16 protein-coding genes are annotated in these 21100 nt (G+C 71.3%); 10 read left to right on the plus strand and 6 right to left on the minus strand.

Annotated elements, in window-relative coordinates:
• Positions 1-976 precede the first annotated feature (976 nt).
• Complete coding sequence (locus GT354_RS48105) at positions 977-1597, plus strand: CorA family divalent cation transporter (RefSeq protein WP_161364239.1); 621 nt, start codon at positions 977-979, stop codon at positions 1595-1597.
• A 215-nt stretch (positions 1598-1812) separates the two neighbouring features.
• Here GT354_RS48105 and GT354_RS48110 read toward each other — a convergent pair whose 3' ends face one another.
• Positions 1813-2292, minus strand: a complete 480-nt coding sequence (locus GT354_RS48110) for a hypothetical protein (protein WP_346012511.1) — start codon at positions 2290-2292, stop codon at positions 1813-1815.
• A gap of 815 nt (positions 2293-3107) precedes the next feature.
• Between GT354_RS48110 and GT354_RS48115 the strand changes: the two genes are divergently transcribed.
• The 4 genes from GT354_RS48115 to GT354_RS48130 all read left to right on the plus strand — a co-directional run bounded on the left by GT354_RS48115 (position 3108) and on the right by GT354_RS48130 (position 7848).
• Entirely contained in the window at positions 3108-4019 is a 912-nt protein-coding gene (locus tag GT354_RS48115) for a BTAD domain-containing putative transcriptional regulator (protein WP_161364241.1), read from the plus strand.
• 368 nt (positions 4020-4387) lie between these two features.
• Positions 4388-5128: an ABC transporter ATP-binding protein gene (locus tag GT354_RS48120; protein WP_202513127.1), complete on the plus strand. Its 741-nt coding sequence runs from the start codon at positions 4388-4390 to the stop codon at positions 5126-5128.
• Positions 5122-7578, plus strand: a complete 2457-nt coding sequence (locus GT354_RS48125) for an ABC transporter permease (RefSeq protein ID WP_161364243.1) — start codon at positions 5122-5124, stop codon at positions 7576-7578. The genes GT354_RS48120 and GT354_RS48125 overlap by 7 nt, the downstream gene beginning before the upstream one ends.
• A 63-nt stretch (positions 7579-7641) precedes the next feature.
• The gene (locus tag GT354_RS48130; RefSeq protein ID WP_161364245.1) at positions 7642-7848 is read left to right on the plus strand and encodes a pyridoxal-phosphate dependent enzyme; all 207 of its coding nucleotides are present in this window, start codon (positions 7642-7644) and stop codon (positions 7846-7848) included.
• A gap of 414 nt (positions 7849-8262) precedes the next feature.
• Here GT354_RS48130 and GT354_RS48135 read toward each other — a convergent pair whose 3' ends face one another.
• The 3 genes from GT354_RS48135 to GT354_RS48140 all read right to left on the minus strand — a co-directional run bounded on the left by GT354_RS48135 (position 8263) and on the right by GT354_RS48140 (position 12016).
• Positions 8263-8934 (minus strand): ATP-binding protein, encoded by a 672-nt coding sequence (locus GT354_RS48135; RefSeq protein WP_161364247.1) that lies wholly within the window; start codon positions 8932-8934, stop codon positions 8263-8265.
• A gap of 357 nt (positions 8935-9291) precedes the next feature.
• On the minus strand, positions 9292-9510 hold the full coding sequence (locus GT354_RS53125; RefSeq protein WP_202513124.1) for a hypothetical protein: 219 nt from the start codon (positions 9508-9510) through the stop codon (positions 9292-9294).
• Between the two features lie 265 nt (positions 9511-9775).
• Positions 9776-12016: an MMPL family transporter gene (locus GT354_RS48140; RefSeq protein WP_161364249.1), complete on the minus strand. Its 2241-nt coding sequence runs from the start codon at positions 12014-12016 to the stop codon at positions 9776-9778.
• Between the two features lie 251 nt (positions 12017-12267).
• Between GT354_RS48140 and GT354_RS48145 the strand changes: the two genes are divergently transcribed.
• From GT354_RS48145 to GT354_RS48165, 5 genes are all read left to right on the plus strand, one after another.
• Positions 12268-13056: a TetR/AcrR family transcriptional regulator gene (locus GT354_RS48145; RefSeq protein WP_161364251.1), complete on the plus strand. Its 789-nt coding sequence runs from the start codon at positions 12268-12270 to the stop codon at positions 13054-13056.
• 574 nt (positions 13057-13630) lie between these two features.
• Positions 13631-14323 (plus strand): helix-turn-helix transcriptional regulator, encoded by a 693-nt coding sequence (locus GT354_RS48150; protein WP_161364253.1) that lies wholly within the window; start codon positions 13631-13633, stop codon positions 14321-14323.
• 640 nt (positions 14324-14963) lie between these two features.
• Entirely contained in the window at positions 14964-16235 is a 1272-nt protein-coding gene (locus GT354_RS48155) for a hypothetical protein (RefSeq protein ID WP_161364255.1), read from the plus strand.
• A 15-nt stretch (positions 16236-16250) separates the two neighbouring features.
• Positions 16251-18467 carry a tetratricopeptide repeat protein gene (locus tag GT354_RS56960; protein WP_161364258.1) on the plus strand — a complete coding sequence of 739 codons (2217 nt, stop codon included), beginning with the start codon at positions 16251-16253 and terminating at the stop codon, positions 18465-18467.
• Between the two features lie 172 nt (positions 18468-18639).
• Entirely contained in the window at positions 18640-19425 is a 786-nt protein-coding gene (locus GT354_RS48165; RefSeq protein ID WP_161364260.1) for an SDR family NAD(P)-dependent oxidoreductase, read from the plus strand.
• 21 nt (positions 19426-19446) lie between these two features.
• On the opposite strand, the gene GT354_RS48170 is transcribed toward GT354_RS48165, so the two are convergent.
• Together GT354_RS48170 and GT354_RS48175 are read right to left on the minus strand one after the other, a co-directional pair.
• The gene (locus GT354_RS48170; RefSeq protein WP_346012512.1) at positions 19447-20190 is read right to left on the minus strand and encodes a glucose 1-dehydrogenase; all 744 of its coding nucleotides are present in this window, start codon (positions 20188-20190) and stop codon (positions 19447-19449) included.
• A gap of 75 nt (positions 20191-20265) precedes the next feature.
• A partial coding sequence (locus GT354_RS48175; RefSeq protein WP_161364261.1) for a PD40 domain-containing protein occupies positions 20266-21100 on the minus strand: 835 nt, incomplete at its 5' end.

Genomic DNA, 21100 nt, shown 5'->3' on the forward strand with positions numbered 1-21100 from the left:
CGGTGCCCGGTGCCCGGTGCCCGGTGCCCGGTACCCGGTACCCGGTACCGGTACCGGTACCGCACCCGATGGTCGTCGGTGCCAGGCAAGCCGTTGCGGAAAGCTGGACAGGACCTTGCCTCCGACGTTGTCCGTCTCGCGTCGGCCAGTTGTTCGCGGGCCGGACGGCTGGCTCTGTGTGGAAGCGAGGCCCCTAGGGGATGGGAGCGGTTGCGGCGAGTGTGAGTGCGAGTGCGAGTGTGAGTTCTTTGGGGGCCAGGCAGGGCGTCGCCCTGGCGGAGGGCTCCCGAGATTGCCCTCGATCGGGTGGGCGAGGATGACCCCACACCGTCCCGAGACACACCGCGCATCGGCCCCGGACGTTTTGCCGTGTTTCCCCGCGCGGTCACACCGGGCCCGCGGGGTGGCGTGCCCGCCGCGCGGCCGGATACACGCGGGTCGAGTCGCCTCTTCGAACGGGGCGGATCGCGCCACCCCAGGAGAGAGAACCGTGACCCATGGCACAGCCAGGCACGGGACAGCGTTGAGCTGCACCTGAAAGGCCGCCGAATCACCCGGTACCTCGACGTGCGCGAAACCGCGGAACGGGCTCGCGAGGAGGGTGGGTTCGTCTGGATGCGGGTGGGCGCCGGCGAGTCGTTCGGTACCGAACTCGTGCGGGTGGCCGATGTGTTCCATTTGCACGAGGCGACCCTGCGCGACCTCGGCCGCAGTGCGCACCGGCCGGGGCTGCGCCGCGTGCGTGACGTCGTGCACCTGCGCCTGCTCCTACGTACCTGCGCCGTCGACGGGGAGGGTGCCGGTACGCGGATCCCGGACACCGGGTCGGTGCCGCTCGTCGTGGGGGCGCATTTCGCGTTGACCGTGCGGTTCGGCTCGACGACGGTCCCGGAGCGGTCGGCGCGGGTGGTGGCCGAGCATGAGGACCGGATGCGGCAGGGCTCGGACAGCCTCGTGCAATCTTCTGACCGATCCGGTGGTCGACGACTGCCTGGAGGCCGCGGGAAGTTCGGCCGACACGATGGAGGACATGGACGACCTCGACCGCGATGCGGAGCCTGTGGCGCACGGCGACCGCGACGGCGACGTGTTCGCCGACGACGTCGGCACCTTCGAGTCGGGTCGTCGCCGGCGTTCGTGGCGACGCGAGCGCGAGCGTGGGATGCGGGCGGTCCACCGCATGCGCAGGCAGTGTTTCCGGCTCGGCCGGGCCGCAGCTCCCGCTGCGTTGTCGTTCGGAGCCGCGCGGGCGCAGGACTTTCCGATGACGTCGGGGAACCGTCGACTGCACTTGCCGGAGGCCGCGACGCTGCCCGAACACGTCGTGGACGAATGCGAGCGGATGGGCGAGGTGTTGCACAGCGTGCACGAGGCGCGCCCCGCCGAACTTGAGGTCGATCAGAACAACGATGTCCGAAGGATCAGCGCGGTCGCGGCGCTGATCGCGATCCCGACGATGGTGGTGGGCAACTACGGCATGAACTTCGAGCACATGCCGGAACCGGGCTGGGCCTGGGGTTGTCCACGGGTGGTGGGCGGCACTGCGGCACTGGGTGTCGTGCTCTATACCCGCTTCAGGCGCTCCGGTTGGTTGTGAACACCGTGACGGGACCCGCAGCACGCAGCGCAGCTCGAACTCGCCCCCGACCCCCCGACCCCCCGACCCCGCCGAACGGCGTCCGATGCCGGGCCGGGTGCGGTGTGCCACCGCGGTCCGCGCGGCTTGGAGCGTCGACCGCGTGGCGGTGACACGTGGTGTGGCAAGTCCCGTTCGGCGTGGGGCACTATGCAGCAATACCTGTACCCGCGTGACTAGGACGGGTCGTCCGTAAGGGTTGCCAGGAGTTCGCGGGCCGGGCGCAGCGCGCGGTCCTGGTCGTCGACGAGTGCGAGCAGATGGGGGAGCAGTTCCATGACGCGCATCAGGCAACCGGCCCGCACGTGCTCTCCGGCGTTGCGCAGGGTCTGTTCCACGGAACTCTGCGTCCAGGTCGTGCGGGCCAGGGTTTGCGCCCAGTGGTACTCGTCACGGCAGGGGAGCCACACGCCGGTTCGGTAGGCGTCGGCGAGGATGGTGGTCTCGCGTTCGAGAAGGGCCCAGGTGTGGTCGTCGGCCAGGAGCTCGTCGCGGTCGCGGCCGGGCCGGTTGGTCCGGCAGTGCGCGCACAGGTGGACTCGGCGGCGTGGTCCTCGGGCGGGTCGAAAGGTCACCGACAGCCCGTCGTCGGTGGGACTGTCGCACAGACCGCAGACGGCCGCGACGACGAAGGGGCGGGCAGGAGAGGCAGTCACGCCAGGTACAACGACATTGTTGGCCGCGAGTCGCGGTACGTACCGCGATTCGCGGGTCTTCAGGCGCGCGGGCGTGGCGTTGTGGGCCGGGTGTCCACGCCGTCTTCGACATGCGCAGGATCGATGCGCGGGGGCCGAGTGGATCCTGCGGGTGTAGCGCCGTGGCGATCGTGAACGCGGGCGAGCACGACAGCCACCGATCCGTCGGGGGAGTCATGCGAGGAACTCGTAAGGACCGCCGGCGCCTCGGGCTATGGAGCCCGTACCGGAAATGAATAGCCCTCGCCGTCACAGTGACACCATCGGCAACAAGCGGAGGCGTTGAGACGTGAGCGCGGACTCGAGCCCGCGGCCGCTGGAGGTCGGCCCCGGGGGGCGTCGGAGCAGCGGCGATCGCAGGGAGACTGGTCGACCGTCGGCGGCGACCGGACGGACTCGAGGAGTTGCTCGTCCGTGAGCAGGCGCCGGTGACTCGGCGCTTCGGCGTCGATTCGGCCCGGACCGGCCCGACGAGGTGCCGGACCGGCCGCCGTCTCACCGGCTTACCTGTGTGCACGGCGACTCGCCCCGCGTCGCCGTTGGCAAGAATGCCTGCGCCTCGAACGAGTACACCACCCCGATGTTCGACGAGATGAGTTACGACCCGTCTCGACGTGCACTGGCTGGAGGCGCCGGCCGCGCAGCCGCGAGGCCGTTGCGAGCGGCGTCCGACACAGCCGGAACGTGAAGGAGGCCGCAGTCCGCGCGTTCGTCGAAGGCCGGCCGCCCGACGAGGATCCGGGGCGGCCCGGTCTTCCCGGGTTGCGCAACTTTCTTTGTGCGGAGCGCAGTTCCTGACCCTCGGTGGTTTCGAGTACCACTCCTTCGCCGGCAACCACTTCGACACCGAAGGGCGGCCCGACGAACTCGCCGCCGCCATGGGCGGCACCGCAACCGGCCGAGGACGCCGCCTACCACTCGTCACCGGCCCAACAGGCACCAAGCAGCGGACGATGCCGGCCGCGCTCCTGCCGGCCAGCGAAAGGCCACTGTCGGACACCCGGATCAGCCGCTTGCTGTGGGACGGGGACCCACCGAGCACCGCCGGGGCGCAGATCCACACCTATGCGTCCAGGCTCCGCAAGCGCCTCGGGGTGACCGTTCCGATCACCCGCCTGCGCTCGGGCTATCGCATCGACATAAGCCAAGTCTGGTGCGACCGGGTGGAGTTCGAGGAGCCGGCCCGGACCAGCCAGGCCACGCCGGACAGCGGTCAGTGGGCTCGGGCGGCGGAACTGCTGCGTCGGGCACTGGACTTGTGGGCCGGCGAGGCCTTGGCCGACGGCACCAAGCGGCCGGCCGAGACCGAGGGGCTTGCCTGGGAGGAGCGGCGGCTCGCCGTCCACGAGTCCCGGATCGAGGTCGACCTGGCGCTCGGCAGGAACCGCGCCCTGATCGCGGAACTCATCGGCTTGGTGGCGGAGTTCCCGCTCCAGGAACGATTTCGCGCGCAGCTGATGATCGCGCTTGCCCGATCGGCCCGCCAGGCCGGGGCGGTGCGCTTGTTCAACGAGGGACGGCGGTTGCTGGTGGACGAGTTGGGCGTCGACCCCAGCTGGATCCTTACCGACACCTATCAGGAAAGACTCACCGGGGACGTCATCAACGTCATCCGGGTCCCTGCCCCAACGAGGCCGGTGGCGTCGGTGCTGCTGAACGCACGCTTCGGTGCCGAGCAACCGGCCTGACGGCCCAACAGGTGGTATCGGCCGGCGCCAGGGGTCCTGCCGGGACCCCGGGCCGGCCGGCCCGGGCGCGCGCGGGGGGACCGGCTAACAGTCCGCGGCGGGCAGGAGCAGATGTCGGCGAGGCTTGGCCAAGATCGCCTCAAACTTGGTCCGGAGCCCGTGTATCGGGGGACTATAGAGCGATCTCCTAGGAAGTAAGCGGGATTCGCGCTTCGCGGCGCCCACAGCGCACGCGTCCGCACGCCGACCCACCTGAGAGCTCCGAGAGGTTCAAGTCCTTGCTCAACAGAATCAGAGATCGTATCCGCGGCGAACAGGGTCGCGACGCGCACACCGGGGTGTTGGCGGCGGGTGACGGCTCTGGCGTGCTGGCGCGGCTCGTGGGCGTGCACAAGACGTACGGCCGCGGCGACAACCGGGTGCGGGCGCTCGACGGCGTGGACGTCGATTTCGCCGCGGGCACCTTCACCGCCATCATGGGCCCTTCGGGCTCGGGCAAGTCGACGCTGTTGCAGTGCGCGGCCGGCCTGGACCGGGTCGACGAGGGCACCGTCCTGCTGGACGGCGCGCCGTTGCACCGGCTTTCCGAGCGGGCGCTGACCGAGTTACGCCGCGAGCACATGGGCTTCGTCTTCCAGTCCTTCAACCTCATCCCGGCGCTGACGGCCCGACAGAACGTCGAGTTGCCGCTCCGGCTGGCCGGGCGGGTCATCGATTCGGCGGTGATCGACAAGAACCTGGCCGAGGTCGGTCTCGCCGAGCGCGGCGAGCACCGGCCCGCCGAGCTGTCGGGTGGTCAGCAACAGCGCGTCGCGATCGCGCGGGCGCTGGTGAGCAGGCCCAAGGTGATCTTCGCGGACGAGCCGACCGGCGCGCTCGATTCGCGTACCGCGCGCGAGGTGCTGACGCTGCTGCGCGGTGTCGTCGAGCAGCACGGCCAGACGGTGATCATGGTGACGCACGACCCGGTGGCCGCCTCGTACTCCCAACAGGTGGTCTTCCTCGCCGACGGCAGGGTGACCGGTGAACTGTTCGAGCCGACGGCCGAGTCCGTGGCCCTGCGGATGGCCGCGCTGGAGCCCGGCGAGAGCGAGTCCGAGCTGTGCTGAGCATCGCCGCAGCCACCCTCCGGCACCGTCTGATGGGCTTCGTGGGCGCCTTCCTCGCCCTCGCCCTCGGCACGACGATGATCGGCATGATGACGCTGACCCTGGCAGCCACCTTCGGCACGCCGTATCCGGGGCCGCAGCGGTTCAAGGAAGCCTCGACCGTCATCGCGCCGCAGGGCTTCGAGGGGCGCCCGATGAAGGCCCCCGCGGTGTTGCCCGCCGACGTCGTGAGCACGATGACCGCGGCCGGGAAGGCCACGGCCGACCGCAGCTTCCCGGTCCGGTTGAGCCCCGGTTCCGGGAAGACGACCGGCCACCCCTGGACCTCGGCCGCCTTCGCGGGCTACCGCCTCGTGGCGGGACGCGCGCCGAAGGCGGCGGACGAGATCGTCGTCACCGGCGGTGCCAAGTCGCTGATCGGGCGGCAAACCGAGGTCGTCACCGCCGGCGGCGCCGGCGCCTACCGGGTGGTGGGGGTCACCGACGCGCTCTGGTTCGAGAACGCGGTCTTCTTCGACGGCGCCGAGGCGGAGCGCCTGTCGCCCGGCGTCAACGCACTGGTCACCGATCAGGAAGTGAGTCGACTGTCCACCCTCGTGGGCGACCGGGCCGTGGTCCTGGGCGGCGACGCCCTGACCCGGATCGACCCCGACTCCACCGGCGGTGCCCAGGCGCTGGCCAACGCCCAGGCGATGGCAGGCAGTACGACCGGACTCGCGGTGTGCGTCGCGGTGTTCGTCGTCATCGCGACGTTCGCCTTCGCCACCGAGCAGCGCCGCCGCGAACTGGCGCTGCTGCGGCTGGTGGGCGCCGCGCCGCGGCAGGTACGGCGCATGGTGCTCGGCGAGGCGATGCTGATCGGACTGGCGGCCGCGGCCACCGGCTGTGTCCTGGCCCCGCTGTGCACCATGCCGCTGCGCTCGTGGATGCTCGACCACAACGTCGCCCCGTCCTGGTTCACCATCGCCTTCAACCCGGTGCCGCTGCTGATCTCCTTCGTCATCGGCGTGGTCGCGGCGCTCGCCGGTTCGGCCGCCACCCTCGTGCGGGTCTCGCTCATCCGGCCGATCGAGGTGCTGCGCGAGAGCGTGGTGGAGCGTCGGGGGATGACGCCGATCCGCCGGCTGCTCGGGTTCGCGATGCTGGTCGGCGCGATCGTCGCGGGGATCGTGATCTCCCGGACCGATCCGTATCTGGCGGCCAGTGTCCGCAAGTACCAGGCGGTGCCGCTCCTTTACGTCGGCGCGGTCACCATGCTGGCCCCGATCCTGCTGCGACCGGTCACCCGTTTGCTGACCCGCCCGCTGCGCGGATCGGCCAAGGCGGGCCCGCTGTTGGTGCGCCAGAACATCCTCACCTCCCGGCGGCGTACGGCCGCCACGGTGGCGCCCATCGTGGTGGCCGTCGGGCTCGTCGGCGCCCTGCTGACGATGCAGAAGTCCGGTGACGCCGCGGTCCTCGCCCGTCAACAGCACGAGATTCGGGCAGCGGACGTCGTCGTGCCCGGTGGTTCCGGGATCGACGCCCGCACACTGGAGCGGCTGACGGCCGTGCCCGGGATCCGGGTCACCCCGGTCACCTCGATGAACATCCGGATCGGCACCGCGCAGAGCGAACAGATCGACTCGCTGAGCACCAAGGCGGTGCCCGCGGCAGCGCTGGGCACCAACATCACGCCGCCCGTGCTCTTCGGCTCGCTTGCCTCGCCACCGGAAAACTTCCTGGTCGTCGACGAGCACGCGGCCCAGTCCGACGGCCTGTCGGCCGGGGACGAGGTGGTCACGCTGCTGCCGACCGGCGAAAAGATTCGAACCGTCATCGCGGCGGTGATCGCGCGCGGCCTGAACGGCGACGCCACCTACGTGTCCGCGTCATTGACCGGTGCGGTGATGCCGAGTCAGGTCTACCTCGACTCGACGGCGGGCGTGGGCCGGCCGCTCGACGAGCAGCAGACGGCCGCGGTCGACCGGGCGCTGGCCGGTTCCGGCGCGCACGTCCTGACCTACGACGCCTACCTGGAGGCCCAGCGCGCACACGCCGCCGAGCAGACGAACAACGCCGCCGTGGTCATCCTGGGGATCGCACTGGCCTACGCGCTGATCGCGGTCGCCAACACCCAGATCATGGCGATGGCCGGGCGGCGGCGGGAGTTCGCCCTGCTCGGGCTGGCCGGCGCGGTGCGCGCTCAGATCGTGAAGGTCGCCGCGGCCGAGGCCGCAGTGGCGGTGGTCGTCGGCACCTTGCTGGCCGCCGTCGCGACCGGGCTCGCCGCGGTGACCCAGCACCTGTCGCTGAGCAAGCTCATGACCGGCGCGCCGACGGTGATCCCGTGGACGCAGCTTCTGGGGACCGTCGCACTGTGCACCGTCGTCACCGTCGTCACCGCGTCCGTGGCGACCGGACGGGCGACCAGCCGGCGGGCGATCGAAGCCGCGGGCCTCCGCGAATAGAACACGGCCGGGATCACGCGCGAACCGCGGACGGCCACCGCAGAGGAAGAGGTGACAACTCCCATGGGGCTCAGCACAGGGATTTTGGACACGATCGGCGACACCGCCGTGGTACAGCTTTTACGCGTCGCCGAAGGCTTCCCCGGGCAGCTTCTCGCCAAGCTGGAAGGTTTCAACCCGACCGGCAGCGCGGAGGACCGCTCCGCCGCCGCCGCCGCCGCCGCCGCCGCCGCCGCCGCGGATGCGGATCGACACGCGATCTACCCCTGAGTACCCGGCCGTCGGCGTCTCGACGTTGCTCCCGCCGCTCGTCACCCGGGTGACGCCGCCGCGATCCGGGTGACGCCGACCGCGACCCCGGTGACGCCGTCCGTGACCCGCGTGACCCGCGTGATCCCCGTGACGCCGACTGCGGTCCACGTGCGCCGGCCCGCTGCGCGACCCCGGAGTCCGTGGCTATAGCCCACCCATCGAGGACCATGCGCTGCGCTCCACCCGCCGCCGGGCAGCGCCCCCGCGATCAGCAGCGCGACCAACCCCCAGGGAAAGGTGCCCGATTGGTCGGCCCGGCCGGCCACGGCCCCGCCGACGTTCTCGATGTGCGGTGATCGCAGGAAGGCGACATCCGGCTCGCGGTCCGTCGAGCGTTCGGGCGGGGGGTCGGGCGGCGGGTCGGGAAGTGGGTCAGGAGGCGGCGAAGACGTCCACGAGGGTCAGGCTCGAACTTCTCCGACGCAGCCGCCGCAGCATCGGGGGCGCGCCCACGTGGACCGACGAGCCGATCGCGCCGATCCGCCGGTACGCCCCCGACCACACTCCGGCTCGACCCGATCGGGCGGGTCGGGCAGGCCGGATCTTTCGACGGGGTACCGCAAGGCCCGGCCGGCGTACCGGGCCGAGGGCCGCTCGGGCCGAGGCGACCCTCGATCGCACGCGCGCCGGCCACGGGCGGCGGCTCGGGCCGGAGCGGGGGGTGTCGATGTCGGCCCAGACGGTTTTGCCGTTCCGGTGCGTCCTGACGCCCCAGCCGGTGGTGATCGTGTCGAGGATGTGCAGGCCGAAGCCGCCCTCGTGTTCGGGGCCGGTGTCGCGGCGCGTGGGCATTCGGCGGTCGGTGTCGGTGACGGACAACCGGATGCCGCGTCGGGTTCGGCGCAGGGCCAGGCGCACGTCTCCGTCGGTGTGCAGGTGCGCGTTGGTCAGCAGTTCCGAGACGACCAGGACGACCGCCGCGACGCGGTCCTTGTCCCAGCCCCAGCCGGCGAGAGTGGTCCGCACCGCGTCGCGTGCCTGCCGCGAGGCACCGGTCTGTCGTGGCACGCGCCACCGGACGAGGGGACCGCGAAGTCGAGACATGACCTTCCTCATGGGCCTAGGGGCGGACGTTGGGCGCTGCCTCGGCTCGGCATCGGTGCGGGAGCGCCGATGGTGCTCTCCGGACGCCGACACCGGAGCCGAGGCCGGTCCTGGGCGCACATCTGCCCTGTCACGGGCGCCCCAAGCGTCACCCGGGCGAATTGGAACGGAGATCGGTCGCAGCGAACCCGCACGCGCTCAAGCCCGTGACCACCGCGCTGCCATCCGAGTGACCGCAACCTCGCGGTGGGCGATCGTGGTGCGATCGGTGGTGCGATCGGTGGTGCGATCGGTGGTGCGATCGGTGGTGAGCTCGGTCTCGCCGCTCGGTGTCGTGCGGCGAGACCGAGCGGCCGGCTACGCCTCGATTTCGACGGTGCTGCCGTCGAGGGTCCCGCCCGCGCACAAGGCGTCGGTCTCCGCATCCGCCGTCGACAGCTCCACCGTGCCGCCTCCCTTCGTGCACGTCACCGGGCTGATGAACTCCTCTTCGTCCGCGTGGGCGAGGCCCGCGGACCCGAGGGTGAGGACGACGGTCGCGACCGCCAGGGCGACGGCGGCAAGGGAGCGACGCATGGAGGGGTCTCCTTCGGGTGGGTCGGATCGGCCGGCGACAGGACCGGCCGGGTTCCATTGGGCCGCCTCCCGACCCCGGAGGAGCGGATTCACCTGATGGAGGGCGCGCCGGGGCGGGTTCGCCACCCGCAGCGGCCGGGGGCCGGACCACGCGTGGCCGTGCCCGCCTCCCGGGGGATGGAGGCGGGCACGGCAGCAGGGGTGGTCTCGGGTGGTCTCGGGTGGTCTCGGATGGGTTTCAGGTGTCTCGGCTGGTCTCGGGTGGTCAGACTCCCACCGGGCTCTTTTCGTCCGAGCCGCCGGTTGCCGGCTCCGGTGCGGCGGCGGGCCGGGGGCCGCCTTCGCTGAGGCCGAAGCGGTCGTGGAACCTGCGCAGCGGGCCGGGTGCGTACCAGGCCGAGCGGCCGAGCAGGCGCATCGCGGCGGGGACGAGTACGCCGCGTACGAAGACGGCGTCGATGAGGATGGCCAGTCCGCTGCCCAGGCCGAACATCTGCATGAAGCTGAGCTCGGCCGTTCCGAACGCGAAGAAGCTCACCGCGAGCAGGCACGCCGCCGCGCTGACGATACGTCCCGTGTGCCCCAGGCCGTCGGCCACGGCCGATTCGGTGTCCTGGCCCTGATCGTGGAGTTCCTTGATCCGGCTGGTGACGAACACTTCGTAGTCCATCGAGAGGCCGAAGGCGATGCAGAACGTCAGCATGGTCATCGACACCTCCATCGGCTGCGGACTGAAGCCCAGCAGGGACGAGAAGTGGCCGTCCTGGAAGATCCAGGTCATCACACCGAGCGTCGCTCCCAGGCTGATCATGTTCAGGAGCAGCGCCCGCAGCGGTTGGACGATGCTGCCGGTGAACAGGAAGAGGAGGATGAACGTGGTGACGACGACCAGGCCCCCGGCGAGCGGGATCCGGCTGCTGATGGAGTGCTTGGAGTCGACCAGTTCGGCGCCGATTCCGCCCACCAGGGGGTGTACTCCGGCGGGCGGCGTGACCTTCCTGGCCGCCTTCGCCAAGTCCTGGCCCTCGCCCGATTTCGGCGCGACGGAGCTCACCACGTTGATCCGCTGCGCGTCGGGGCGGCCGAGGGCGGCGTCGGCGGGTCCGGTGGTGGCTGCGGAGCGCCCGTCGACGTAGGTTCCCGTACTGGCCTCGACCCGCACGACGCCCTTGAGTTTGGACAGTTCGGTCGCGTACGCGCCCAACGGGGCTTCGGCCACGGCCTTGTCGATGATGATGTGCAGGGCCGCGTCGTCGTTGCCGTCGAAGTTCTCGCGCAACTCCGCGGAGACCTGGCGGCTCTTCGCGTCCTCGGGCAGTACACGTTCGTCCGGCGTGCCCAGGGTGATGCCCAGCAGCGGGCTCGCCGCCACCACCAGTACCGCGAGAACGGGCAACGCGGTGAGTGCGGGCCGGCGCATGACGGTGCGCGCGAGCCGTCCCCACAGGGGCGCCTTGGTGGCGGAGCGTTCCTTCTTCGCCCACGGCAGTCGGCCCTTGTTGACCCGGTGCCCCAGGACCATGAGCAGGGCCGGCATCACGAACAGCGTGCTGATGGCCGCGATGGCGACGACCCCGACTCCGGCGTAGCCGAACGAGCGGAGGAAGTATTGCGGGAACACCATGAGCGCGGCGAGGGCGGCGGCCACCGTCGCGGCGGAGAACGCGACGGTGCGGCCCGCGGTGTTCACCGTCTGCCGGACGGCGTCGTCCACGCTCGCGCCCGCCGCGAGTTGCTCCCGGAAGCGGCTGACCATCAACAGGGCGTAGTCGATGCCCAGGCCCAGGCCCAGGGCCGTGGTCAGGTTGGTCGCGAAGATGGAGACGTCGGTGATGCTGCCGAGGACGAAGAGCTCGGCGAACGTGCCCGCGATCGCGATGAGTCCGATGGCCAGCGGCAGCAGGGCCGCGACCACGCTGCCGAACACGACCAGGAGCAGGAGGAGGGTCAGCGGCACGGCGATGGCCTCGGCCAGGACGAGGTCCTTGCCCGATTGTTCGCCCATGTCGTTCTTGACGGCGGCGCCGCCTCCGGCCTGGACCGTGAGGGCGTCCTTGTAGGTGCCCGTATAGGTGTCGAGGATGCTCTTGGTGTTCTCGTCCTGCTTGGTGTCGCCGCCCTTGACGTGGACGAGCACCATGGCGTCGCGGCCGTCCTTGGAGCGCAGCGCGGGGCTGTCCGTGTCCCAGTACGAGATCACGTTGTCCAGGCTCTGCTCTCTCCTGAGGTCGGCCACCAGGGCCTGACCGTTCTGCTTGGCGGCCGGGGCGTCGATGTCGCCCTGCGGGGCGCGCACCAGCAGGATCAGGTTCGTTTCACCGCCGAACTTCTTGTCGATGACCTCGCCGGCCTGGGCGGACTGGGAGGACGGGTCGTCGTAACCGCCCCCGAGCAGCTTGCCGAACGCCCCGGCGCCCGCGGCGCCCATGAGGGCCACAGCCACCACGGCGACGATCAGTATCAGCCGGGACCGGCGAATCGCCAGTTCGGCTATGCGTTCAAACACGCACGCTCTCCTTATGTCTTTCATCCGTGAAACGACGTGAAGCAGCCGGGCAGGCAGCAGGAAGTCGGCTCGGGCCGGATCCTCGTGACCGATCGCCGAGGCTCTTCGCCTCGGCAGTGCAGGTGCGGTGTCGCACTCGCCGTCGCCGCGCACGACGCTAGCGAGGCGAAGGAAAATTGGGCAGTGTCAGATTTTCTTCACAGGCGCCTGTTTTTGCTGACTCGGCGGGGCCGCCGTCGTACGGTCGTCGCATGTCCGAAGACGAAGACGTAACGGCCGCCCCGCTCTCCCTGCGCGGACGGCGGCGAGCGGTCGCCACTCGGGAAATCCTGGACGCCGCCGAGGTCCAGCTCACCCGACACGGCCCCGCGGCCCTGTCCCTGCGAGCGGTCGCCCGAAGCCTGGGCATGACCGTGCAGGCGCTCTACCACTACTTTCCGAGCCGAGACGCGCTCGTCACGGTGCTCATCGCCAAGGCCTACAACGATCTGACCGACGCCGTGCAGGCCGCCGTCGACTCCGCGGCGGACGACCCGACGGTGCCGCGCCTGGTGGTGGCGGCCGAGGGCTACCGCCGATGGGCCACCGCCCATCCCGAGCGATTCCAACTCATCTACGGGACACCGCTGCGGCACTACGCGGCACCGGTCGACGGACCGACCACCCAGGCGATGCGCCGGATGAGCGCGATCTTCGAGCACGAGTTGTTCGGAGCGTTCACGTACGCCCAACTCGCCGCGGCGCAAATCCCGGCGCTCTCGCCGTCGTTCCGGGAGCATCTGGAGAAGCTGCCGGTGGACGGTCTGGGGCGCCTGCCGCCCCCCGCGACCTCTCTGCTGATGAGCGCCTGGGGACACATGCACGGTCTCGTCATCCTGGAGGTGTTCGGGCACACCGTCGCGATGGGCGACCACCAGGCCGAGATCTTCCGCATGTCGATGTCGAACATGCTCAACGACATCCACAGCCGGATTCCGGTCACCGGGCCGGAAGCCGAGGCGACGGATCCCGGCGCGCGAAGGCACCTTGCCGCCGACTGACGGCGGCCTCGACGGCGACGGCGACGGCGACGGCACGGCGTGGCGTGGCGCAGGCGGGAGTTCTCGAATGCCGTCCGGCAGCCGGCTCTCGCCTCGGCGCACCGCGTGCGTACAGATTGGGTACAGGTCGAGTACAGGTTCGGTACAGGTGTAAAACGCCACGAACGGGGCTCGGACCTCGGCCTTTCGGCCCTTCGTGCCCCGGTGCCGCGCGGGCTGCGCGGACGGGCGGAGCGTACGGTCCGCCGCCGCTCGGTCACGCGAGCGACATTGGCGCAAGCCGGAATGCCTACCATCCACGCTGGATATGCTCAGGATCGACCCGATCCCCACTTCCGGCACCACGTCCCGGCACCACGCAAACGGCACCCGGGTACGGTCGGCTCGCGCGATCGGTCGCACCGCGCCACGGGGACAATCGCGGTGCGACCGCTCGGAGTTCCACGCACGGGGACGGCCGTTTCGGCGGGACAGGTTCGACGGGGACAGGGTCGTCAGCGCACCGGAGGCACCACCTTCCCCCAAGGAGGAACCGCTCGATGACGCAGTTACCCCGTTCCGAAGGAACGGCGAGATGACGCCCTCGCCTCATCCGGATGAGGCGAAAAGCGGCGAATACCCCGGGATCACTCTCGGTTCGCCCGCCGACGAGCACCGCGACGGCTCGTCGGCGGCGACGGATGCCGCCCGCGGGCATATCGGCACCACCGCCCTGCGACCGGTCGGCTCGTGCCACCGGGAGTTGGGTCTGACGCTCTACCGTCTGCGCCTGGAACGCGGGCTCTCCCTGCGGGCGCTTGCCCGATGTCTGGGATACAGCTCGCACAGTGCCTTCGCCGATTTCGAGAAGGCACGACGAATGCCCGGCGAGTCGCTGATGATCGCCTACGAGCGACTCTTCGAACTGCCGCACGGCCCACTGGTGGCCCTGCGGTCGCAGGCCCTGGCGGAGCGCGCGGCCTGGTTGACCGCGATCCGCGGCGGCACGGCCCTCGATACGCCTGCCGCCGGGATGCCGACGCCGATGTTCGCCGTCGAGCAACCGTCCAGGCCGTTGCCGACCGCTTCCGGCGAGCGTCCGGACGCCGACGTTACGCGCGTCCACCCGAGAACCCGGGTCGATCAGGCCGAGTTCGCCCCGACGCCGAGAATCCGCGCGGGCACGCGTCGCAGACCGAAGGCGGCCGGTGGCCTGGCCGCCTTGGGCGCGGCCGTGGCCATCTTGCTGGGCCGCCGCCGCGCGACATACCCGACGACGAGGAAGTGAGTCGGCCGCCGTCGACCTGTGCCCCCGCGAGGTCGACGGTGACCCCGGCCCGACCCCATCGGCGCCGGCGGCGCGGGATCGGGTTCGCGGGTCGGGCGCGGCGCGGTGCGCCCGGGCTCCGGGCTGCCGTCCAGGCCCTGTACCGGGCGTGTATCGCTCCTGTACCCAGCCCGTTCGGGACCTGGTCCGAGGCGTCGTGCGGGCCGTTCGTCCGCTGCTAGAGATATGGCAATCCCAGCCGACATCCGGTGTTGCCGCGTGATCGACGCCGCGAGCCGAACGAAGCCCACGGGAAATCACCAGCCGAAGGAGGTGATCAGGATGAAGAAGATCGCGATCCGCAAGGCGGGCTCGGTCCGTCTGACGAGCGCTGCGGCGTTCTACGGAGGTGCCCCCTGCTTCCCGATTCCGGACCTGCCCTGGCCGCTGTAGGCCACGCCTGGGTGAAACCGTCCGGCGGCGGATCCGCACCCGCGGATCCGCCGCCGGTACCCGAGCCCCCGACAGCGGTCCCGCCGAACGCCGTTCACCTGGACGAGCGTGGACGGGTACGCACAGGTGGGGTGGGCGTGGACGAACCCCGATGTGCCGCGATGTGCCGCGATGTGCCCGTACGAGCCCGGACGAGCCCGGAGGAGCCATGCCAGACAGGTCGGCAACCGCCGAACCCGGCCAGGATCGAACGCCGCAGACCGCCGAAGTCCCGCTCGCCTTCCACGTGCTCAGCTTTTTGCCCGAGGGCGACGAGGTGACCGTCGGTCGGCTCGACGAGGGATCGTTCGTGGTGCTGCCGCAGGACGGCGCCGCGCTGCTGCGCCGGCTCTACGACGGACAGACCTGCGCCCAGGCCGCCGAGTGGTATCTGGCGACCTACGGCGAGTCCGTCGACATCGCCGACTTCGTCGCCGACCTCGGCGAACTCGGTTTCCTGCTACCGCAGGACGGGACGGCTCCCGCGCAACCGGCGCCCGTACGCTGGATGCGCCTGGGCCGGGCGGTCTACTCCCCGTTCGGCGCCGCCGCGTTCGTCGCCCTGATCGCCGCTTGGACGGTGGCCATGGTGCGCTCGCCCGACCTGGTCCCCAGCTACGACCACCTGTTCTTCACCCACTATCTGTCGGTGATCGCGGTGACGCTGTTCGTCGCCCAGATCCCGCTGATCCTGGTACACGAGGCGTCGCACGCTCTCGCGGGTCGTCGGCTCGGCCTGCGTTCGCGGTTGTCCATCGGTCGGCGGCTGTACTTCGTGGTGTTCCAGACGACCATGGACGGTCTGGTCGCGGTGCCCCGACGCAAGCGGTTCCTACCGATCCTCGCCGGCATGCTCACCGACGTCGCCGTGCTGGCCGTGCTCGCCCTGATCGCCGACGCCACCCGCCGCGACGACGGCGACTTCTCGACGGTGGGCCTGGTCGCCCTCGGCGTGGCGTACCCGGTCCTGCTGCGCCTGATCTGGCAGTGCTGGTTCTTCCTCCAGACCGATGTCTACTACCTGGCCGTCACCGTGCTGGGCTGCTTCAACCTCCAGGCCACTTCCAAGCAGCTGCTGGCCAACCGGTGGAGCCGGTTGCGCGGGCGCCCGGCCCGCCACGACCCGCAGAGCTGGCATCCCCGCGACCGGGCCGTCGCCCGTTGGTACTCGAACGTGATGCTCGCCGGCTACGTCTTCGCCCTGGCCACGCTGGCCTTCACGCTGCCCCCCATCACGGCCCGGGTGATCGACAACCTGGGGCCGCGATTGACGGGCGGCGGATCCGGCGGCGGACTCGCGGACAGTGTGCTGTTCCTGCTGATGAGCGTCGGCGAAGTCGGCATCGCGTGCGTGCTGTTCGTGCGCGAGCGGCGGAGTCGGCGGGCCGCTTCCCCCACCGCCACCGCCACTGCCCCCGCCACCGCTTCGCCCACGTCCTGACTCCTGGAGTACACCGTGTCCGCTGACCAGCCCGTGCCCGCCGGCACCGACCGCCACCTCGCCCTGATCGGCGACCTGCGCCGCGACCGCGCGGCACGGCGAGCCGAACTGGCCCTGCCGAACGCGCTGTTGCCCGCGATCTCGGCGCACCGCAGGCGGCGCGGACCGTACACGTTCGCGGGCACGCTGATGCGTGCGGTGGTACCGGACGCGCTGGCCCGCCGGCCGGAGCTGGTCGCCGCGCACGAAGTGGAAATTCTCACCGTGGCACCGGAGTTGCGGGATCGAGTGCCGGTCACTTTGGAGACGTTGACCTCGCTGGCGGTGCCCGAGGAACGCACCCGCTTCTACTCGCGGCTGCGCACGTGGCGCATCGCGCACGGGCTGATGGAGTTCCTGCGGGACCTGCTCGCCGCCGACGCGACCGGCACCCGCTCGATCGTGATCGAGGACCTGGACCACGCGGACGCCACCGACCGCGAGTTCGTCGCCGTTCTGCTGCGCCGGATGGACCCCGCGCTGCTGACCGTGGTGGTCGAGGGCACCCCCGACGTGCTCACCCCGACGGTGATCGACGAGCGGGTGGAGGAGGGCACCCCCGTCGGCGAGGACCTGCCGGCCGTGCTGCGCCGGTGGTGCCGCCGGATCGACGCGCCGGCGGTCGCTCCCGACGGTGCCGGCGAGCCGAACGGGGCGAGCGGGTCGAACGGCTCGTCGGGGCCGGACGCGATCGACGAGGTGACCGCGCGGACCCTGGCCGCCCGCTACGTCGCCGACGACGGGACCGACGACGACCCGTTCGTACTCGCGGCCTACGAGCGCGTCCCGGTCGCCGAACGCCACGCGCTGCACGACCGCCGAGCCGCCGAACTCGTGGCCGCCGGCGAACCCACGCTCGCCCTCGGCGCGATCCCCTACCACCGCGAGCACGGCAGCGATCCGCGCCGCGCCGGCGTCGTGGCCCTGGCCCAGGCCATGGACACCTGCATGCTGATCGGTTTCTACGACGCCACCCTCGACTTCTGTCGACGCGGTCGCGCCCTCACCGACTGGCGCCGACAGCCCGAGATGTGGTGGCTGTTCACCGGAAAGATGCCCACCTCGCTCTCCGCGCTCGGCCGCGCCGACGAGGCGGAGGAGATCTGCAACGAGGCCCGGGCCAGGTCGCGCAACCCGGCGGTACACATCCAGTGCGCCTACTCGACGTCGATGCTCTACACGCGCCACCGCAACCCGAGCCGGCGCGACCACGAACGCGCCCTGGGCTGGATCAACGAGGCGATCGCGCTGGCCTCGCTGCTGACCGACCCCAAACAGCGCGCCTTCAACACGGTCTTCCACAACAACGGCCTCGCGCTCATCGAGGGGCACATGGGCCGGGCGGAGACCGCGCTCGAACTCGTCACCGCCGGCATCGCGGAACTGGACCGCGACCTCGGCAGCGACGAACACCACCTGCACCGCTCCGTGTTGCGCCACAACCGGGCGACCGTGCTGACCGGCCTCGGCCGACTGGACGAGGCGCTGGAGGACTACCGCGCCGTGGTCGCCGTCGACCCGTACTACCCCGAGTACCACCTCGACCTGGGCAATCTGCTGCGGCTGATGGGCCGCGAGGACGAGGCGCTCGCCGAGTACGAGACCGCACTGCGCCTGGGCCCGCCGATTCCCGAGGTGTACTACAACCGGGGCGACATCAAGAACGAGGCCGGGGACGTCGAAGGGGCCCTTGCCGACTTCGACTACGTCCTGGAACTGGACCCGGACTTCCTCGACGCCTACATCAACCGGGCCGGCCTCTTCCTGGACCTGGGCGACCCGGATCGCGCGGAGCGGGACGCGGCGGCCGGCCTGGCCCTGCACCCGGACAACGCGCACCTGCTGGCGGTACGCGGAAGCGTGCACGCCGAGCGCGACGAGGACGCGGCGGCGCGCGCGGCGTTCGATCGGGCCCTGGTCGCCGACCCGGACCTGGTGGCGGCGCTGTGCGGACGGGCCACGGTGGCGTATCGAAACGGTGACGTGGACATCGCGATGGCCGACCTGGAGCACGCGGTCGACCTGGTCCCGGACGACCCGGCCGTGCGCTACAACCGCGCGTTCGTGCTGAGCCACGTCGGCCGCTGGGACGACGCCCTGGCCGACCTCGACGTCGCCGCGCGCCTGGTCCCCGACGACGAGGACATCCGCACGGCCCGCGAACAGTGCCTGGCGAGGGTGCCCTCGGCCTGACCGGCGGGCGCGCCTCGGCACGGGGGCGGGGGTGGTGTCGCCGTCGACGTGGGTGGCCGCCCCCGGGTCCGGGCCCGCCCCGGTCACGCGTACGGTGCACCGGCGCCGGCAGTGTGGTCGCGGACACCCGCACGGGCGGTCGGCCACCGCCACGCACGAGAGGAACCCCGCCATGACCCAGGGCGAGAGCACCACCCCCGGCACCGCCACCGCCACCCCCACGCGCGGCGTCGCCGTCGTCACCGGGGCCAGCAGCGGCATCGGTGCCGCGACCGCCGTACAGCTCGCGAGCCTCGGCTACGACGTCGTGCTCGGCGCGCGGCGCGCCGACCGGCTGGCCGAGGTGGTCGAGCGGTGCGCCGGACGCGCCCGCGCGCTGCCCCTGGACGTGGCCGATCCCGCGTCGATCACCGCGTTCGCCGCCGCGATCGACCACTGCGACGTACTGGTCAACAACGCAGGCATCGCGGTGGGCACCGAATCCGTCGCCGAGGCCGACGAGGCTGCGTGGACGTCGATGTACGAGACCAACGTGCTCGGGACGCTGCGCGTGACCAAGGCGTTCCTGCCGTTGCTGATCGCGTCCGGCGACGGCCAGGTGATCACGATCGGCTCGGTGGCCGGGCGCGAGCCGTACGAGGGCGGCGCCGGCTACAACGCCGCCAAGCACGCGGTGACCGCGATGACCCGCGTTCTGCGGCTCGAACTGCGCGGACAACCGGTACGGGTCTGCCAGATCGACCCGGGCATGGTCGAAACCGAGTTCACCCTGAACCGACTCGGCGGCGACGCCGAGGGCGCGTCGAAGGTCTACGCGGGCATGACCCCGCTCACCGGGCAGGACATCGCCGAATGCGTGGGCTGGGTGGCCACCCGCCCGGCACACGTCAACATCGATTCCATGCTCGTGTTCGCGCGCGACCAGACGTCGGCCAGGGTCGTGCACCGCACACAGTAGGCAGCCGGGCGCGCCGGCGGGTCAGCCGAGGCCGCCGTTCGCCTGGATGTTCTGGGCGGTGATCCAGCGACCGTCGGGACCGGCCAGGAAGGCGATCACGTCGGCGACGTCCGACGGTTCGCCGAGCCGGCCCAGCGGCGTCCTCGCGGGCACCGCGGCCAACGCCTCGGCGGGATTGGCCGAGCGCAGGAGGTCGGTGTCGGTGGCGCCGGGGGACACGGTGTTGACGGTGATCCCGCGGGCGCCCAACTCGTGCGCGGCCACGGCGGTCAGTTGCTCCAGCGCGCCCTTGCTCGCCGCGTAGGCCGCGATCGTCGCGGCCGGGCGGATGGTGTTGAGCGTCGAGACGTTGACGATGCGACCGCCGTCGCGCATGTGCCGGGCGGCGTATCGGATCGTCAGGAACGGGGCCTTGGTGTTGATCGCCATGACATGGTCGAACGCCACCTCGTCCAAGTCGGCGATCAGCGCCTTCTCGCCCGACGTCCCGGCGTTGTTGACGAGGATGTCCAGGCCGCCGAGTCGCGCGTGTGCCTGGGCCATCAACGCCTCGGCGGCCCCCGGCTCGCTCAGCTCGCACCGCACCGCCGACGCGGCGCCGCCGGCCGCCTCGACGGTGCGCACCACGTCCTCGGCGGCCTTGTCGTCCCGGGCGTAACCGAAGACCACGGCCGCTCCGTCGCGGGCGAGCCGCTCCACCACGGCCCGCCCGATTCCACGCGAACCTCCGGTCACGACAGCGGACTTGCCCTCGAGTATGGACACGCTTCCTCCTGGGTCGTCGGTGATCGACCGATGCCGACGTCGGTGACGTAGCCCGTCGAGAGGGCCGGCAAACGGTCAATCGCGCAGAACCGCCGGCGACAGTGCGTGCGGGATCAGCAAAGTGGGGCGGCCGCTGCCGTCGGCGGGCGTGGCCCAGACGTCGCCGCGCAGGTCGCCCGGGAGGCTGTACGCGACGCGCGAGTCGTCGAGCCATTCGGCCTGGTCGTCGAGGGTGCGGGTCTCGGCGAGCGGGGTCTCGGTCAGGTCGGCCAGGTTCAGTACGTACAGGTGCCAGGGGCGGTCGGCGTCGAGGCCCGGGACGCGCTTCTTGTAGGCGACCCGGGTGCCGTCGGGGGACAGGGACGGGCATTCGGCGTTCTCGCGCACGGTGCGCAGGGTGCGGGAGGCACGGTCGCCGCGGGCGAGGTAGGTGTGGCCGCCGGTGGCGACGGTCGCGTAGAAGGTGGTGTCGTCGGCGGCGAAGGTCACGCCCCACACGTTGATGTCGGGCGCGCGGATCACGTCGTCGCCGCGGCGGAGGGTGTACTCCTCCAGGTTGTCGTCGAGCCGGCCCGTCACGGTGTCGAGGATCGCGGTACGGGTGGAGAAGTTCAGACCCGCGTAGGACTCGCCGTTGACGAACGACGTCCACGCGGCCAACCGACCACTGGGCGAGACCCGGGCGCGGGACGGGGTCCCGGCGAGCGCGTGACGGCTCTTCTCGCGCAGGTTCGCGTCCAGGATCACCGCGTCGTAGGTGCCGATCGCGACCTTGGCCGGTTGGAGGCACACGCCCGTGCCGCGGGCGGCGTGGAAGACGAGACAGCTTCGGGAGGCCACCGCGCGGTCGGCGCCGGGACGGGCCGCGTCGACGGACGCGAGGTGGTCTCGGCCGCCGTCGGCGGCGGTG

Source organism: Streptomyces sp. SID3343 (assembly GCF_009865215.1).
Taxonomy (GTDB): Bacteria; Actinomycetota; Actinomycetes; order Streptomycetales; family Streptomycetaceae; genus Embleya.